Annotated in this window: 13 protein-coding genes; 8 read left to right on the top strand and 5 right to left on the bottom strand. The window is 44.8% G+C overall.

The genetic code is table 11. The features are described 5' to 3' along the window. Window positions 1-38: 38 nt before the first annotated feature. Entirely contained in the window at window positions 39-2,696 is a 2,658-nt protein-coding gene (locus ACXACM_RS17215) for a TonB-dependent receptor (protein ID WP_474823280.1), read from the bottom strand. A gap of 295 nt (window positions 2,697-2,991) precedes the next feature. Between ACXACM_RS17215 and ACXACM_RS17210 the strand changes: the two genes are divergently transcribed. The 5 genes from ACXACM_RS17210 to glsB all read left to right on the top strand — a co-directional run bounded on the left by ACXACM_RS17210 (window position 2,992) and on the right by glsB (window position 9,515). Then, window positions 2,992-3,978, top strand: a complete 987-nt coding sequence (locus tag ACXACM_RS17210; protein WP_474823279.1) for an ROK family protein — start codon at window positions 2,992-2,994, stop codon at window positions 3,976-3,978. Between the two features lie 156 nt (window positions 3,979-4,134). Beyond that, window positions 4,135-5,499, top strand: a complete 1,365-nt coding sequence (locus ACXACM_RS17205; RefSeq protein WP_474823277.1) for a sodium:solute symporter family transporter — start codon at window positions 4,135-4,137, stop codon at window positions 5,497-5,499. Between the two features lie 261 nt (window positions 5,500-5,760). Next, complete coding sequence (locus ACXACM_RS17200; RefSeq protein ID WP_474823276.1) at window positions 5,761-7,122, top strand: uracil-xanthine permease family protein; 1,362 nt, start codon at window positions 5,761-5,763, stop codon at window positions 7,120-7,122. A 12-nt stretch (window positions 7,123-7,134) separates the two neighbouring features. Next, window positions 7,135-8,499, top strand: coding sequence for an 8-oxoguanine deaminase (locus tag ACXACM_RS17195; protein WP_474823275.1), 1,365 nt, complete (start codon window positions 7,135-7,137; stop codon window positions 8,497-8,499). Between the two features lie 95 nt (window positions 8,500-8,594). Further along, complete coding sequence (gene glsB, locus ACXACM_RS17190) at window positions 8,595-9,515, top strand: glutaminase B (RefSeq protein ID WP_474823273.1); 921 nt, start codon at window positions 8,595-8,597, stop codon at window positions 9,513-9,515. A 39-nt stretch (window positions 9,516-9,554) separates the two neighbouring features. On the opposite strand, the gene ACXACM_RS17185 is transcribed toward glsB, so the two are convergent. The 3 genes from ACXACM_RS17185 to ACXACM_RS17175 form a co-directional block, all read right to left on the bottom strand. Further along, a complete protein-coding gene (locus ACXACM_RS17185; RefSeq protein ID WP_474823272.1) occupies window positions 9,555-10,058 on the bottom strand; it encodes a TlpA family protein disulfide reductase in 504 nt (167 codons plus the stop codon). Between the two features lie 35 nt (window positions 10,059-10,093). Beyond that, entirely contained in the window at window positions 10,094-11,593 is a 1,500-nt protein-coding gene (locus tag ACXACM_RS17180; protein WP_474823270.1) for an Hsp70 family protein, read from the bottom strand. 159 nt (window positions 11,594-11,752) lie between these two features. Further along, entirely contained in the window at window positions 11,753-12,709 is a 957-nt protein-coding gene (locus ACXACM_RS17175; protein ID WP_474823269.1) for a 2OG-Fe(II) oxygenase family protein, read from the bottom strand. A 368-nt stretch (window positions 12,710-13,077) separates the two neighbouring features. On the opposite strand from ACXACM_RS17175, the gene ACXACM_RS17170 reads away from it, so the two are divergent. From ACXACM_RS17170 to ACXACM_RS17160, 3 genes are all read left to right on the top strand, one after another. Next, entirely contained in the window at window positions 13,078-13,848 is a 771-nt protein-coding gene (locus tag ACXACM_RS17170) for a CmcJ/NvfI family oxidoreductase (protein WP_474823268.1), read from the top strand. Window positions 13,849-14,010: 162 nt separating this feature from the next. Next, window positions 14,011-15,000, top strand: a complete 990-nt coding sequence (locus tag ACXACM_RS17165; protein ID WP_474823267.1) for a zinc-dependent alcohol dehydrogenase family protein — start codon at window positions 14,011-14,013, stop codon at window positions 14,998-15,000. Between the two features lie 187 nt (window positions 15,001-15,187). Further along, window positions 15,188-15,685 carry a M48 metallopeptidase family protein gene (locus tag ACXACM_RS17160; RefSeq protein ID WP_474823265.1) on the top strand — a complete coding sequence of 166 codons (498 nt, stop codon included), beginning with the start codon at window positions 15,188-15,190 and terminating at the stop codon, window positions 15,683-15,685. A 3-nt stretch (window positions 15,686-15,688) separates the two neighbouring features. Here the strand turns inward: ACXACM_RS17160 and ACXACM_RS17155 are convergent, their stop codons facing one another. Next, window positions 15,689-16,867: a trypsin-like serine peptidase gene (locus ACXACM_RS17155; RefSeq protein ID WP_474823264.1), complete on the bottom strand. Its 1,179-nt coding sequence runs from the start codon at window positions 16,865-16,867 to the stop codon at window positions 15,689-15,691. Window positions 16,868-17,464: the final 597 nt, after the last annotated feature.

Genomic DNA, 17,464 nt, shown 5'->3' with positions numbered 1-17,464 from the left:
TCTCCAGAATGGGCCGGCTAACCGGCCCGCAGATGGGATTAAAAGTTGTAACGGGCGCCAAATAAAACACGACGATCCAGTTCGGTTACGCCATAAGGCAGGTAACGTGATGTGGCTTGATGAATCTGCTGCTCGTCAGTCAGGTTCAACAACTGGAGGTGCAACTCCCAACTGCTGGTAACCTGATAGTTGGCGGAAAAGTCTAGTTGGCCATAATCATTTACAAAGCGCGGAACACCAAAATCATCTGAAAATTGCGCCAGGTAACGTTCTCGCCACGCATAACTTAGCCGCATGTCGAGTAGTCCATCATCGTAGTAAACGGTAGCGTTGTAACTCAAGCGCGATAATCCCGGTAAGCCAGAACTTCTGACGTCGTTCTCAGCGTTAAAGTCGGCTTCACTTTTGGTGTAGGTAATATTGAATTGCCCACCAAGGTTATGCCAAATGCCTTTTGGCAGAAAAGTGAAAGGAGCTTGCATGGCAAACTCAGCACCGCGTACTCTGGCACTTACGCCATTTACCGGCTTTGTGAACACAATAGGACCGTTAACGATGACACCATCAGACTGGCGAGGGAAGTCTCGATTTTCGGTGTAAGATTGAGTATCGATAAAGCCTTCGATGTCCTTGTAGAACAAATTAGCCGCAATAACGCCGTCTTCCATAAAATACCACTCTGCACCGGCATCGTAGTTATTTGACGTGAAAGGTTTTAAATTTGGATTACCCTGGGAGCCCGTACCACCGCCTTCGTCAATGCCATTCACTGTCTCACTTGGAGCGAGGGAAGCAAGGTCCGGACGAGTAAGGGTTTTTGAATAAGCGGCGCGTAAAACGATGTCATCGGTTAAATCGTAGCGTAGGTTTGCGCTGGGCAATATTTTGGTGTAGTCATTCGACACCTCAACTGGTGTGATCCTCTCTGTGGGGAGATACTGGTTTTCCACAGTATTACCCATTGCCGTTTGAACAGTACGGACGAATCGTACACCAGCGTTGAAAAGTGCATTCTCGTATTCAAAGTTACCGGTTATGTAAGCATTAAATGTATCTTCATCAACTTGCCACGATTCAGCCGCGTCATAGCCTGGCAATGGGCGAATAAATGCACCGTCTACAGCATTACCACCGGGGTAATACACACTTTGAATGAGTGCTGGATTGGCATAAAGCTGCTGGGAAGGGGCGTTGCTACCACTCACTTCAAAAGGGAGGTAACCTGCTACAGCACCAAGATTCGGCATATCCTGAATGGCTGTATCAGCAAGACGCTGTAATCGAGTCTGGCTTTGCTCCCGAACTTTACTGCGTTGCGAGTAACGAACGCCCATATCTATACTGGTGAGCCAGCCGCTGTCGATATACCTGGTAACGTCAAGTTTGCTTGTGATGTCCTTATCAGTATCCAGTGAAGGGCGTAAAATAAATACGTTAAAAGCAAAATTCTCGGGGTTACTACTAAAATCCGTTTCGGTAGAACTGAAATCGACAAAATCGCCGCGTACATCATAAGACACCGTGCCAGGGTCCCAGTCTTCCCCATCTACAAGCCGGAAAGAGTACAAATCGAATTGGCGCTCGGCTTTACGTTTTGCATAACCTACAAAAGGGCGCACTTGCCAGTTGTCAGCAATATCTAATTCTCCCTGAAGGGTTAACTGTCCAAAATGTTCGTCAGTGGTGAGGTAATTTGTGCCTACCCGTTGCTGTACTCCAGTGAAACTTGCACTGGTTACAACGCCGTCTTGCTCGGTAAATGATACGGTTTCACCAGCATTTTCCACTGGCATATCGTTTCTATTTGCAAGTCTTTCACTGTCTGAAGTGGCGTATAAGCCAGACAGTATGAACTCTGCGTTGTTTGAAGGGCGATACTGCAGACTAGCTGTAGTGCCAATCGTTTCCCTTTGTTCATCAAACATATAGTAACGCGTACCATTGGCAAATAATGCCTCACTGTCTCCGCGACCAACAGTGCTTAGGGAGCGCCAGGCACCACCTTCAGTCGCATTTGATACAAAATGGGTATCAGCGTACGCTACAGTGGCACTTATTCCCCATGTATCATCAATATTGTGACTGAAAAACAGAGAACCACGAGGGTCAGTTTCTTCCAGAGCCTCGCTATAGTTACCCTGGAATGAAGCGTTAAAACGCGTGCCGTCATAGCTTAATGGTTTAGCGGTTTCCAAAGTAACAACACCAGCTAAGCCGCCTTCTGTTTGGACTGCTGATGCGGTTTTTTCTACGGTCACGTTAGTAAACAGTTCGGCAGCAAGAAGTTCGAAGTTGAACTCTCGTCCACCACCACTCACGCCAAATCGGCCTGCACTGCCGTTAGATGTGCCGGTCATGCCGTTAATTTCGACCCGGGTGTATTGCGGACCGAGACCTCTAAGATTAATAGCCTGGCCTTCACCACTACTGTTTCTGTTTAATGTGACACCAGGTATACGCTGTAGCGACTCTGATAAATTCAAATCGGGAAACTTTCCCAAATCTTCCGCAGAAATAGCATCTGTTACCCCAATGGCATGACGTTTCTGATCAAGGGCTCTGCTAAGGCTGGCTTTATAGCCTGTTACTTCGATAGTCTCAATAGCGTCTTCATTGTTTGCCAGTGCAGGCTGAATAAGTGCAATGCTCACAGCAACGGGTAGAAGTGCATAGTTATAGCGATTAAAAGGGTTCATGTGGTCTCCGTTATTAAATCACGATATGGAATTTAATCTGGGGGAATGATGCTGTCAAGATGTTACAAAGGTGTGACAGTACTATTTTAAAATTAAATCTATAGGTACCTTATTGATAATAATATGTTTTTTAATTTCCATCTTGTGATTTAATTTGTTGCTGGTATACTCTAGGTACGAAACTACATGCATGGTATCAATGTTGATAGAGTTAAATTCACATCAAAAATTTATCTTACGGCATTTGCGGGTCAATGACCGGGCAACACGTACGACCCTTGCAGAGCATTTGGCAATGTCCAATCAAACGCTAACTCGTCTAACCAAGGCCTTGATTGATAACGCTCTGGTTGAACCGGTTAGCAAAATTGAAGGAAAACGCGGTCAGCCTGCGATATACCTGAGCCTGGTACCTAATCAACTGTTCAGTGCTGGAATTGTGCTAAGTAATCATCAAGTGCAGGTTAGGCTCGAAGATTTGTCAGCTAAAACGGTAGATGAGATCAGTGAAAGCGTATCATTGGCAAATCCCGTTGAGTGCATGCGCACTGCGTTAGATGGGCTCGCAAAGTTGAGCAAAAAACACAAGGCAAGTAATAGTATTGTTGGTATAGGTGTTGCCGTGTCTGGTTTTTTTCAGGTGTCAGGCAAACTTTGTAATAAGCACAATCTTGAAGGGTGGGAAAACACAGATATCGCTCAAATGGTTACGTCGCGATTTAACACGCCGTGTTACGTCGAAAACGATGGCAATGCGGCAGCGGCCGGATTTGCATTATCTTCGTCGGCTAAAGGGGTAGAAAGTGCTTTTGTCTTTAGCTTGGGTGAAGGAATTGGCGGAGGTTTTTTTCACAATGGCAATATGGTCCGCGGTTATATGGGAAATGCGGGTGAAGTAGCGGGTTTATTCTCACCGCATATCGAAGATGTTAAGCCGAGTTTATCATCGCTGCATTACTTTGCCGAAGAACACGGTTTATCGATTGATACGCTTTCCCAGCAAGAGGGTTCATCAGAAACGTACAATGTATGGATAAATCAAGCTGCAGCCAGCTTTTCAAAGCCACTTTATGTCATTCAGTGTTTGCTTGATCCCCAGGTAATCGTGTTATCGGGTGACATGGATATGGCGCTTAGACAGGCATTGGTTAGCAACCTGGAGTTTTCAAGCCTTCATTATCGTGATGTCGATGCTCCTAAAGCTAAAGTTATCGTAGACGAACAGCCTCAGCCTATGGCCACTGGAGCATGTGGTCTGGCCTGGCAACATTTTCTGGCTTAAAACCGCTAACTCATAAAAAAGTGTCATAGAATACTGCTACCTTAACGAAATTTCCTACGGTGGTGTGTTTTATTGTTCTGGATTAGCGCTTTTTGTGTTCTGGCCGCGTGCATATTTGTTGGGAGGCTGTGTAAGTCGCATACCAGCAGTTTATTGGTGGCGGAAAAAAAAATAGCCTGGTATTTGGCGGGGTCGTCGCTAAGTGCAACAAAATTGTCTGCCGATACGCCAATAATAGTGTGTGCAATGGTGTACAGCTACGGACTTTCCGGAAATTGGATTTGGTGGGGAAGTGCTCCTGCTCTAGTAGTCACAGCTTTGTTCTTCGCCCGTTTGTGGCATAGAAGTGGTGCAAATACTGAGTTGGAACTCCTGTCACTCCGTTACGGCAATGGAAGAAAGGTGAACTGCCTGCGCGCTTGCAAAGCGTTTGTAGAGGGAGGACTCTTTAATGCAGGAATCATCGCAAGTGTTACAATGGCGTTTCATCAGGTTCTACAATATCTGGTTACCCATTCAACTGATAACTTCATCTTATCGCTATTTCCGAACGCCACCGTCTTAACGGTATTCGTATTTCTGGTGGTTGGCATTTACACTTTCTATACAGGGTTACGCGGTGTCATTTTCAGCGATCTTTTTCAGCTAATCTTCGCATTAGGGATCACCTGGCTAATGGTGTATTTTTTGCTCAAAGACAACGCCTTGCCGTCTTTGCTGCAATCGTTACCCAATGGGCACTTGCATTTTTTTTCCGTAGCCGATACTCCGACCGGAGAAATAAACTTATGGTTGTTCCTGGTGATAGCGTGGGCATATCGCGCGGCCGGAACCGGGCCTTTGGTACAGCGCATTTTAGCTTGCCGTAATGAAAGTGATGCGGTTAAGGCATTAGGCCTTCACTGTATTATTCACTTTGTTCTTCGAAGTTGGCCATGGATCATTATTGGGATGGCTGCGGTCCCTCTGTTAGGGGATGTGACTTCTGCCGATGTATTTGTGTCCATGGCGTTAACCACCTTACCGCCTGCTGTTATCGATTTATTTATTTTATGCTTGCTCGCCGCTTATGCGTCAACCCTGGATTCACAGTTAAATTGGGGGGCAGCTCTATTGGCAAACGATGCTATGCCACGACCCGTTAGCACTCGTGGTTACCATATATGTGTTTTGTGTATTGCTGTTTTCTCTCTGGCGATATTCGCATCAGATATTGTGAGGCACCTCCTTTTCGTTTATGAATACATTATGTTGGTTATGGTGGGGTGCGCACCGGTGGCTATTTGTCGTTGGTACTGGTGGCGTACTTCAATAAACGGGGAGTGGCTTAGCTATTTGTCCAGCTTGCTAACGGGTACTTCTTTGTTTATTTTTTTCGAGCATAGCCAACCATTCTGGTATTCCTTACCTATGTTACTTAATCTCTTGGTGGGTGTGGTTATTGTAATAGTAACTTCGCTAAAGCAAACGGATACGCCTGATCATGTTGCGGCATTTTTCGCCACACTTAAAGCGCGCTGAATCATGGATGTCCGCTGATATCGATGAGTGTCAAAAAAGAGGCTAACGTTGCGCAGACACTTTCATAACTCGATTAGTCGTGAGATTGCACCATTATGGTGCTCAGTCGCAGCCGTATTATTATTAACACACGAAGAATGCCTCAGAGCAGTCTTGAAATGTCTTAATAAATCATGTTGTTAAATCAAATTCTTTCAAGTTGACTTATTGGTCAAATTATTGCTTCGAATACCTCTTAAGTTGCCTAAATTCGCGATAATTATGCCTATAAATAATGAGATCCTCTACGGACTGGAGGACAAGCCAAAAGTCACCCATTGCCTCAATGCCGCACTACAACATGTGATGGCGTGCTTCATCGGAATCATCACTCCTACGCTCATCATTGGCGGAGCATTAGGATTAACAGCAGAGATGCCTTATCTCATCAGTATGGCGTTAATGGTCAGCGGTATTTCTACATTTATTCAAGCCAAAACCATAGGCCCGATTGGCAGTGGCCTTATTGCGGTACAGGGCACCAGCTTTACTTTCATTAGTGCGCTTTTAGTTGCAGGCTTCATGGTAAAAGACAAAGGTGGCAGTAATGACGAGATCCTCGCCATTATGTTTGGAATTAGCTTTTTTGGTGCCTTCGTAGAAATTCTGCTTAGTCAGTTTATAGGTTTCTTTAAAGCAGTTATCACGCCGCTCACCACAGGCATTGTTATCACGACGATAGGTATAACACTTATAAAGGTGGGCATGACTGATCTTGCGGGCGGTTTTGGCGCTGAGACTTACGGCTCGCCAGAAAATCTCAGCCTGGGCTTCACGGTTCTTTTTATTGTCATTCTTCTCAATATGTCCAAGCACCCAATGTTAAGACTTTCAGCGATTTTCATTGGTATGGTCGCGGGTAGCCTGCTGGCGTGGTGGCAAGGCATTTTGTCTTTTGATTCAATGATTGAGCTACCTCTGTTTGCTGTGCCAGAACCCTTTAAATACGGCATTTCATTTCAATGGGATGTGTTTATTCCGGTTGCTTTAGTGTATTTTCTCAGCGCTATTGAAACCTCCGGTGATTTAACCGCCAATAGCTTGTTTTGCAAACAACCGATTACTGGCCCGCTTTACTTAAAACGCATTAAGGGAGGCATTTTGGCTGACGGTGTGAACTCTATGATTGCGGCAGTATTCAATAATTTTCCAAATACTACCTTCGGACAAAACAACGCCGTTATACAACTCACTGGGGTGGCAAGTCGGCATGTAGGCTTTTACATTGCAGGTCTACTTGTATTACTTGGTTTATTCCCAGCGGTGGGTGGCTTTATCCAACTCATGCCAAAATCAGTATTGGGTGGCGCAACTTTAGTCATGTTTGCAACCATCGCTGTAGCAGGTGTGAAAATTCTCACCAACGACCCTATCGACAGACGGAAAAGCCTTATCATCGCTACGTCACTAGGGTTGGGCTTAGGTGTGATGATGGTGCCTGATGCGCTGGCGCAATTGCCGCCCCTGGCTAAAAATATTTTCTCTTCGTCTGTTACTGTCGCTGGTTTTTGTGCAATCATCATGAGTATTGTGATCCCTGAAAACAGCGACTCAGGGGAAGCGCTAACACATCAGGAACAATAGGAATTATTGCGTATGTCGAATCAAACCCTGTGGTTAAAATCACCCGCAGCCGTATTCACAGGGAACAGTTATAATGCCGACAATGGCATCGTTATAAGAGGTGACAAAATTGTCGAGCTGGTTTCTGCCGGAGAGCAACCAACAACGCCTATTGATAGTTACATCGATTGCAGCAATCAGGTAATAACTCCAGGCTTAATTAACACTCATCATCACTTCTACCAAACCCTGACACGATGTGTTCCCGGCGCATTAAACAAGCCGTTATTCCCGTGGTTGAAGTTTTTGTATAACGTATGGCAAAACCTCAACGAAGAGATGATTTATACTGCCACACAACTGGCAGGCTTGGAATTGATGTTATCTGGAGCGACATGCATTTCTGACCACCACTACGTTTTCCCCAAGGGGCTGGAAAATGCCATTGATCTTCAGGTGGAAGCTATCAATAGTCTGGGGTGTCGGGGAGCACTTACCAGAGGGTCTATGAGTTTGGGGGAAAGCGCTGGCGGCTTACCTCCTGATAGTGTTATTCAATCTGAAGATGTCATATTAGCAGATAGTCAAAGGCTAATAAGTCGTTACCATGATCGCGCAAGTACCGCCAAAATTCGTATCGCGTTAGCACCGTGTTCACCGTTTTCCGTATCTACACCACTGATGCGGGATACCGCAGCGCTGGCAAAAGAAAACGACGTTTTACTTCACACTCACCTTGCTGAAACCGAAGATGAAAATAACTTCTGTTTGCGCGAGTACGGTATGCGACCGCTAGATTATTTAGAGTCGGTTGACTGGCTAACCTCACGAACCTGGTTGGCACATGGTATACATTTTAATGATGAAGAAATTCAGCGGTTGGGCAAAGCTAAAGTAGGCATAGCCCATTGCCCTAGTTCAAATATGTTGTTAGCTTCGGGGGTCTGCCCGACAGTAGCGCTACAAGAAGCCGGTTGTAATATTGGTTTGGCAGTAGATGGGTCTGCCTCTAATGACTGTTCTAATATGATTCAGGAAGCCAGGCAATCTCTGCTTCAGCAGCGGCTTCGCTATGGTGCAAAATTGATTACAGCAGACCGTGTACTCGGTTATGCTACTGCTGGTTCCGCCAAGGTGTTGCATTGGGATAATATCGGTCAATTTGCTGAAGGTATGCAGGCTGATGTTGCCATATTTGGCCTTGATGAGTTGCGCTTTTCTGGCGTCGGAAGCCCCCTTGATGCATTGGTTACTTGTGGTGCTCATCAGGTTGACAAACTCATGGTGGCAGGACAGTGGCTGATTGAAGATGGTCAACATAAACACGTTGACCCGCAGCAGGTTACCGAGAAACACCAGCAACTCGCCAAAATGCTTCAGAGCAAAGTGAGTATGTAAAAGGCACAAGCAATTTGTAGCCAAGACAAGCGCCAGGGTTAATAATACCTGGCGCTTTATTTTTGTCAGCGTTAAATAAGGTAAAAAGGAAAAAGATGGACAACGAAATACTGGGGTTACTTCAGGATATTTACGATGAAGTTGAACCTATGCTGGGTATGGGAAAGGTGGCAGATTACATCCCGGCTCTGGCAACGGTTAGCCCAAGGCAGTTTGGTATTTCAATATGTGACACTCAAGGGCACATAACCTCTATTGGTGACGCCAGCGTACCGTTTTCCATACAAAGTATTTCCAAGGTTTTTAATTTAGTGCTGGCCATTAATCACTACGGCGAAAGCATGTGGGAGCGTGTGGGATGTGAGCCTTCTGGCTTGCCCTTTAATTCGTTAGTGCAGCTAGAATACGAAAATGGCATTCCTCGCAATCCGTTCATTAATGCCGGTGCGTTGGTGGTCAGTGATATGGTGCAGTCCCGATTTGCTTCCCCCATTATTGCCATGCGCGATTTTGTCAGGCGTTTGAGCTGCAACGGCGAGGTGATTGTCAATAAAGTGGTTGCCGACTCTGAGTACGAACATCGGTCTCGCAATGCGGCGATGGCATACCTGATGAAAGCATATGGTAACTTCGAGAACGAAGTGGAAGTAGTGCTGCGAAATTACTTCCACAATTGTGCATTGGAAATGAGTTGTGAGGATTTGGCCCGATCCTTTAGTTTTCTGGCCAATGGCGGCTTTTCTACCTGTGCTAACGAGCAAGTATTAACGCCTTATCAAACTAAGCAAGTGAACGCACTGCTGGCAACCAGCGGTATGTATGACGAAGCCGGGAGCTTTGCTTTTAAAGTGGGCTTGCCAGGAAAAAGTGGTGTGGGCGGTGGTATTGTTGCGGTTGTGCCAGGCCGTTTTTCAATTTGCGTGTTTTCACCCGCGCTTAATAGTGTGGGAAATTCTCAGCTTGGCGTTGCCGCACTGACATCATTGAGTGAACGCATCAACTGGTCAATTTATTGATATCACAGCTGTTGACGCAGCGGTAAAAGGGCGCGTTTATTACTTTGCAGCTGCAATCAACGCTTGTAAATCTTCGGCAACGGTAAGCGTTGGCGTTTCTACGACCCGCCCGAGTTCTTTGTTACCTTTCAAAAGAATGAAGGTTGGGGTGTACTTTAATTCATGTGAAATGGCCAGACCTTGCGGGTCACGCTTGTTGCGGTTAACCGCAATTAGCTGGATGTCAATGTTGTCTATACCGCTTAAATCCAGGGTTTTAAGCAGGCGAGGCACCTCACGTTCACTGTCGTGACACCAGGAGCCAAATAGCACTAGTACGGTGTGCCCTTTCAATGAAGCTAGGGCGCTAAGCTCTTTTTCATTTGGCGTATAATTGTCGTAGCTCTCTTTAAAAGCCGAGAACTGGGTTAGCAGCTGTTGTTGGGAAATTTCACCTATGGCATCGCTTGCAGCGTATTGTTGGCTGGCTTTGGAATGGCTGCAGCCACTAATAGCAGTGGTGAGAAGCAGCATTACGATAAACAAAAAGTAAGGTTTTGACATTGTACTTCCAAATAAAATCGTGGGGGCTGCCAGTACTAGTGTTTGGCAGCCTGAATAGCTAAGCCTTCGCATACAGAGTTAAAGGCATCGTTTTCTAAGCGCGGCAGCCCTGTTAGCAGCGATTCGTACAGTGCGTCTACCACGATAGGCGATAGACTCATGCCGCCAGTGATCATCACCACCTCAGGCTTTTCTGTACTGTTCTCTAAGCATTCAATAACTAATGTTTTGACTTTATCCAGCCAGGGCTTCAGGGCTTTCTTTAAAGAATCCTGGGATATTTTAACGTCAAAGTTATCCTCAATATAATGCAGTGGCAAGGTGATGTCATGTTTGCTGGAAAGCAGTTCTTTCGCAAGGCGCGCTGAATTAACCACCCGTGCTGATAATTTGTTCTCCTGCACAATAAGTAAGCGCTCGAGCTGCGCAGGCTCTTTTATAATGGACATGGTTTGAGCAATGGCCAGCCCGTAATCGTCTGAGAAAAAGCGGGTGAGGGCAGGAATGTTGTCAATGGCGCACATATCGGTGAAATAACTTGGTGGTACTGGTAATCCATTGATGGTTTGAAGACCCATGCCCATTTCAGGCGCTATGGCTTTTAGCACCAGGCTCTTGTCACAATCCATTCCGCCCAGTCGTCTGCCGGTAACTGCTAGCACGTCGTCTTTTCGGTCGAACTGATTAGTGCGTTCCGGTGAAAGCCTGATGCAGCAAATATCCGTGGTGCCACCACCGATATCGACAATCAGCGTGGTGGTCTCTTTGGGTAAGGTTCGCTCAATTTTATAGGCGGCGGCGATGGGTTCATCTAAAAAGTTGATGTCAGCAAAACCGGCTTTACGGGCGGCGTCAGTCATGATTTGAATGGCCTGAGTGTTACCTGCTTCCCCCCGGGTACCGTGAAATTTCACCGGGCGACCGATAACTGCGCCATTGACTACTTTGCCTAGTTGCTCTTCTGCACACTGCTTAAAGTAAGCGAGTTGTCGGGCAATGATGCCCACGAATGCCTGTTTTTGGTCATCGTCTAAAGATGCGCCTAAAAAATTTTTCGGTGAGTAAATCAGCCTGCCTTTATCCGGCATTTTCAGAAAGCGTCGGAACCCTTCTTCACCAAATGCAAACTTACCGTGTTCGACTAAGCGGCGCAGCGGGATCTCATCAAGAGACATTGCGCGCATGAGCTGTTCAATAGCTTTGCGCTGCAGTGCAGGTTTATTGTGTAAATCGCCTCGCAACGTATCAATTCGAGCGCTGAAGATATCCTGCTCTTTTGGGTCTTTAGCGGAGTAATAGCCGTCTTTCGCCTTATCGATTTGCTCGTTAATGCTGCGTTGTAATTGTGCCACTTTCGCCTCAACCATGGCATCAGGAGGCGGTGGCAGTTCATCTTCAAAGTAAATGAATACCGAAGAACGGATCTTATTTCCTTTTTTGTCTAACGGGTCGAGTTTGATGTGCTGATGAGAATAACCATCAAAATACACAACCTCAGAATTTGATGTACCGTAGTCAATCCCAATCGCAGTCATAAGTTGTTCAGGTAAAAAGTTTGGAGCGGATTGTAAGGAAAATCAGCGAGCCTTGCTAGTTCTTGATCGCCAGGGGAAATAGTAAACTGGCTCTTTCTGTTAAACCTCAAAAAAGAGCAGCGTTCTATGAGTGCAGCTCTTTACTGATAGTCACGACTTTTAAAATGGCGCAAATTCATCTTTTTGTGTATCTGGCACCGTCCATCTAGCCTTGGCGTCCACTTTTGAGGTAGGCACCGCACCACGTGGGATTTGCATGCTATTGCCATAAAGCCACAGCACCATGTTTGTCCGACTGCCGCCAGTAATTGGCTGTGCAGCGTGGGGCACACTGCCTCGGTGCAGCATAGCTACGCCCGGCTGGAAAACAGTGCGTGTTACTTTGCCCGTCTCATTGTTAAAAAAGTCTACTTCCGAGCCTTTGAACGTTTCTCCTGGCACATTCAGGTTTATGTTCATTGTCGCCGCGGACGCATCGGTGTGTGGGCGCAACGATGTATCCATACCGTCCTGGTATTGGATTGAAAAACCAAAGGTCTGGCTATCGAACCCCATTACTTCAGGAAATAACATACGTGAAATAGGGCGCATGTATTTATCCATGATCAGGTTATAAAACGCTTGGAATGTTGGGGCCGCCAAATATCCTTCAGAGCGCGCATCCAACATACCGCCATTGCGATTCAGAGCAATACCGTAGGGAGGACGAAGCGGAATGCCCGCATCGGCTACACCGTCTAAATAAGCTCGCAGTAAATGAAGTTTTTCAACGTCAAATAACTGGGCTTGATAAACGCCAGGCAGTACTTCTTCCCACAAGTCTGCCACAGCTTGCTCTTTTGCCGGGTCTTCCCACGCTAGGGTAACTGCATTGCGAAGAGGCTCGCTTATCAAGTTTTCTGTAACCCATTCAGCTAAGGCCTCGTTTTGCTTATCCCACTCTTGCCAAGCGTTTTCTAGTAATAAGCGGTTGCTGTTCCAAAAACGTTGAACAGAAGGGGCTCGTTTAAGCATTTCATCTCGACTAGGAAGTTCAAGCGCGCGGGCTTGCTGCAGCGCTCCGTTCGTTACTTCACCGTTATCGATAGTTGCTACATTATTTTTTGAAAGGGTCATAGATATTCTCCATTTAAATGTACTGTATCGGCGCAGGTTACTGGTTGGCATTGATGACAGTACGTCGATGGCTAAAGAATATTCCACTTTCTAAAGTTTAAAAATGCGTTATTTATAGAGTCAGAATTTAGATTTTGTTGATAATGGGGTTCTAAGTCAAAAAATGAGAGCTAAGTCGTTGTTTGGCGTTTTGGCACTGTTAGGCCGTCACCGACAACCGGAATGATATATTATCAATAAAACCAATATACTGCTTCATTATTCATGTGGTTTTTCATTGAAAAATATGTAGGTATATTTTGTGCCCTATTTCGCACTTTGTCATTTTAAATGATATGCGTGCAGTTCTTTTAGATGGGGTAAATAAGATGAATGCTTCGGTTAATTATCATTTAAGAAAGCCTTTTACACAGGCATTTGAATTTGATGTAAACGGTATCGATGGCAATTTGATATCACCTGAACTTGTATCTACCAATGTCAATGTCTACGACATCCGTAACAGCGAATCGAATATTAGGTTTAAAACCCATGGCATTACTTTTTTAGAGGGTCTTGATGCGGTTCCCTACCCATTCAATGTTGATGATGAAGACCAATATAATCGACAAATTGATGCAATGTTGCGAGCAGAATTGGGTGCAAAAGACGTTCAGGTATTTGATCATACCGTTCGTATTGATGACGAAAACGCGTCGCGCAGGCCAGCGAGAAATGTGCATAACGACTACAGCGAGAAAGGCATTCAAAACCGACTTATTGATTTAGTTGGGGAAGAAAAAGCCGCTGAATATCGCAATGGGCACTTTGGGTTTGTGAACCTGTGGAGGCCGGTAGAAGATACGATCATGTCTTCTCCATTAGGTTTTATTTGTCCTGACTCGATGAATCTCGAAGACTGGATCGACATTGAGCTTTGGTATCCAGACCGCAAAGGGGAAATTTTAGGCGTGACCGCTAACCCTCAACACCGCTGGTTTTATAAATCTAAAATGCGCGTGGATGAAGGTATCATTTTCAATATTTTTGATAACAAGGGTATTCCCCATCTGGCACACAGCGCATTAGACATGAGCGAGGCAGACGCTAAAAACACTACCCGCAAAAGCATTGAAAGTAGGATGTTGGTGAAATATTAGGCCAAATGATGGCTATACATTCCAAGCTTCAATGTGGAAAGTACACTTTCATTATCAAGATAATCTATAAACTGTTTGCGTTAAATCCCTGATTATCATTTTCAAATTTGGTCTTTATTATGGATTTCGTACTCTCACAACAAGCTTTAAAGGAGCTTTATCATGAAAGCAATGGTAATAAACGAATTTGGCGGTACTGAACAATTTACACAAAGCGATATTGCAGAGCCTAAAATTAAGGCCGGTCATGTGATCGTGCGTGTTGCAGCAAGCAGCGTTAATACAATTGACATGATGATCCGTCAATCGGGCGCAGACTTACCCTTTGCTCCACAGCTTCCTGGGGTTCTGGGTATGGACTTCGCGGGTACCATTGAAGCCATTGGTGAGGATGTAACTGAATATAAAGTTGGCGATGAAGTTTACGGCTGTGCCGGTGGTCTTGGCGATTTACAAGGGACACTTGCTGAGAAAATGTTAGCCGATGTTCGTCTTATCGCACACAAGCCTTCGTCTCTTTCTATGAAAGAAGCGGCAGCCATTCCTCTTGTTGGTATCACTGCGTTTGAGGGGTTAACCCGAGCACTTACCAGTGAAGGTCAAAATGTATTGATTCACGGTGGTGCAGGTGGAGTAGGGCATATAGCAGTACAACTTGCCAAGCATATGAAGGCTACAGTTTTTGCGACAGGTGGTTCTGATGAACAAAAAGACATTATTGAGTCTCTAGGTGCTACATATATCGACTACCGCAATGAATCTGTTGAAGATTATGTGAGTAAATACACTAACGGCAATGGCTTTGACGTGATTTTCGATACGGTCGGCGATAACAACCTACAAAACTCTTTTGCAGCTGCAAAATTAAACGGTCAGGTTTCGACTACTTTATCTTTACTAGAAACTGACTTGTCACCAGTACACTTTAGAGGGCTAAGCCTGAACGTAGTGTTTATGTTGTTGCCTATGATCCACAACGTGGGCCGTGAAGCCCATGGCGAAATTCTAAAAGAGCTGGCAAGTATTGTAGATGCAGGCGCACTAAAACCGATTATTGATGCTGAAGACTATACATTCGAGCAAATCGCATTGGCTCACGATCGTTTGGCAAGCGGTAAAGCAGTTGGCAAAGTCGTCGTTACCGTAGACTAGTTTTTTCCTTTGAAGTTTAGGTAAACAAACTTCCCGTAGTGCTTCCCTTAGCACACCCTTCGCCGCAGTAATCTTTACTGCGGCTTTTTTATTTGTATCTTTTATCTAAAAAAGCCGGTTCGCAAAAGTCAGAGCTATCTACATGGTTCAAATGTTTTATAATTCTCTGTGCAAAGGAGAACTAAACGTGAATGAATATGCTCGGTATTTTAATGGCTACCCTTCAACTATTGTAGAGCAAGCCCTACAGCTAATCTCGGACAATCGGTTAAAAAGCTACTTGTTGAAAAAATATCCTAAAGCCCATGATATAACTACAGATAAGTTGCTTTATCAGTACGCCACTGACTTAAAGAAGCAGTATCTAAAGAATGCACCACCGTTTGGGCGTGCAGCATTTAAGAAGCAAGGGGATATGATAACCAATGCGCTGGGAACACACACTTATCGCATGCAGGGAAAAACGCGCAAACACGATTTAGCTATTAACAGCGATTTATTGCGTGCCCCAGAGTCTTTGTTAAAGGCGTTAGTCGTACACGAATTAGCGCATTTTAAAGAAAAAGAGCACAACAAAGCCTTCTACAAACTTTGCTGTTATATGGAGCCAGATTATCACCAGCTCGAGCTAGACTTGCGGTTATTTTGTGTCGCTGTTGCTTTGGGAGAAAATCCTTATAAATAGTAATTAATCACATGTGACTTGCCTGTAATAGTCGCCCCATCTAACATTTTCTTCTTTAGGGAGCTCTTTCCGGAAGAACCATCGCTTTTCTCCAAATGCCACTTTTTTCACGCCATCAACCTCATCGCCCCACCAGTCACTTCCATCTTGAGATTGAGCGAAGTAATAATAAATAGCATTGTTAGAACCTGGAAGACTCCGTGTTCTTTGATCTTGCCCTATGTTGTAGTTTTCATAAGTGGCCCAGTTGCCATCAGGCTTCTGGATTCTGGTAGCCACTTTAATTTCTTTATCGCAGCGATTTTGCACATAAAAATAGTAGAAAGGTTCTGTATTGAAGTAAGCCGTCTCAAACAATTCGACTGCATTAGCATTCCGAGAAATGATAGCCAGAATGTCCTCCGCAATTGGGCGTGTAAGTAGAGTAACCTGGTTTACTTTGTCTTTACCATTTTCTGCAGATGCTATTGCGACTACCTTCGAATACTTCCAATCTCTTTTTTTCATAGTAATAGCAGCGCCGCTCGCACCACGCCAAACATCACAGCTAATTTTTCCAATGTTTCCCTGATTGTGCATGAGGTAACAGTCTTCGTACCACAACGTCCCTTGTTCTTTATCGCCCGGATAAGACCGCATGCTGACATCCAGGATGTCCTGGGAATAGACACTATCGGGCACAGATTGAAAACCAAACCAACCATATCGCTCACCTGCATGCTTTTGATGGGCATCACTGAACGCTTCTAATAGGGCGATATCATTTTCGATCATGGGTTTGGTGATAGCACTTAGCGATGCGTTACCATCAAAAACAAGTTTCTTATTCTCATTCAAATATTGTTTGAGAAGATAACCTTTTTTTATAAAAATCCTGCTGGGAGAACGGGTTTTTTCATGTACGTGCCTGGGATAATAAACCACGTTGTCAAACACTTTGCCGGTGGCGATATCAACCACACAATGTGCTGCGGTGATAAGATAGCGCTTTGAGACGTTTGAAGCAGAACAGTAACTTCTATGGTTTGGTCTGGCATTATTCCATGCTTCCAAAAGGCCAATTTTTTTTGCTCTGTCATCTTTGGGAGACGTAATCTGCTCTCTCGATTCGCCTCTGAGAACTACGCCATTTGCAGCTTGCACAACAAGCAAAAACATAAACATGCCAATAGCAAACTTCATCATTGCTCCATTATTATTCCATCATTCAACTCGCGGCCAGCAGCGCTAGATAAGAACATATCCTGTAAGCACCAACCGTTGGATATTTAAGCACTAAAAATAGGAAAAGTGTATGGGCTATGAGATCTCGTTATTGTTATCGTTTACTAAAGTAAAGTGAAATTAAGTGTTTGTGGTAGCCTATAAATTACGGTATCACGGAATAGAAAAAAGTTGTACCGCGGTCAGAGTGAAACCGGCAACAAGGTGAAATTAAGTCTCGCAAACATGGCATCCTGAATCAACACTATGAAAAGCCAAGGGTATTGTCGCATCGATGAACAATTTCGAAACACGACCCTCCAGGAGCTACGTAAAAGGGAAGAGTGCATAATTTCTAAGACAGCTGAATATCTCTGGACTCATAGAGATGGCGAGAAGCGTTTCTAGTCTACTTCAAAACATCCTCTTCATTTATTTGATAACAAGAACGGGCCCGTTAGCGGATAAAGAGAAGCTGTCGTTTGTCTCAAGGTATGTCTGCCATGTAAAGAGCACAGCAAATTTGGCCCATAATTTGTTATTGCAAATCTAGATACTATCAATAAATCCAATACT

It is taken from the genome of Alteromonas sp. AWQ4_252, from assembly GCF_056158205.1.
Note: the sequence above shows the minus strand (reverse complement) of the source record. Positions and strands in the feature narration are given on the sequence as shown.

Excerpts from the sequence above, each read along its gene's own strand:
- ACXACM_RS17155 (WP_474823264.1), bottom strand. The coding sequence starts at position 16,867 with ATGAAGTTTGCTATTGGCATGTTTATGTTTTTGCTTGTTGTGCAAGCT.
- ACXACM_RS17210 (WP_474823279.1), top strand. The coding sequence starts at position 2,992 with ATGTCCAATCAAACGCTAACTCGTCTAACCAAGGCCTTGATTGATAAC.
- ACXACM_RS17180 (WP_474823270.1), bottom strand. The coding sequence starts at position 11,593 with ATGACTGCGATTGGGATTGACTACGGTACATCAAATTCTGAGGTTGTG.
- ACXACM_RS17175 (WP_474823269.1), bottom strand. The coding sequence starts at position 12,709 with ATGACCCTTTCAAAAAATAATGTAGCAACTATCGATAACGGTGAAGTA.
- ACXACM_RS17200 (WP_474823276.1), top strand. The coding sequence starts at position 5,761 with ATGCCTATAAATAATGAGATCCTCTACGGACTGGAGGACAAGCCAAAA.
- ACXACM_RS17165 (WP_474823267.1), top strand. The coding sequence starts at position 14,011 with ATGAAAGCAATGGTAATAAACGAATTTGGCGGTACTGAACAATTTACA.
- glsB (WP_474823273.1), top strand. The coding sequence starts at position 8,595 with ATGGACAACGAAATACTGGGGTTACTTCAGGATATTTACGATGAAGTT.
- ACXACM_RS17195 (WP_474823275.1), top strand. The coding sequence starts at position 7,135 with ATGTCGAATCAAACCCTGTGGTTAAAATCACCCGCAGCCGTATTCACA.
- ACXACM_RS17215 (WP_474823280.1), bottom strand. The coding sequence starts at position 2,696 with ATGAACCCTTTTAATCGCTATAACTATGCACTTCTACCCGTTGCTGTG.
- ACXACM_RS17170 (WP_474823268.1), top strand. The coding sequence starts at position 13,078 with ATGAATGCTTCGGTTAATTATCATTTAAGAAAGCCTTTTACACAGGCA.
- ACXACM_RS17185 (WP_474823272.1), bottom strand. The coding sequence starts at position 10,058 with ATGTCAAAACCTTACTTTTTGTTTATCGTAATGCTGCTTCTCACCACT.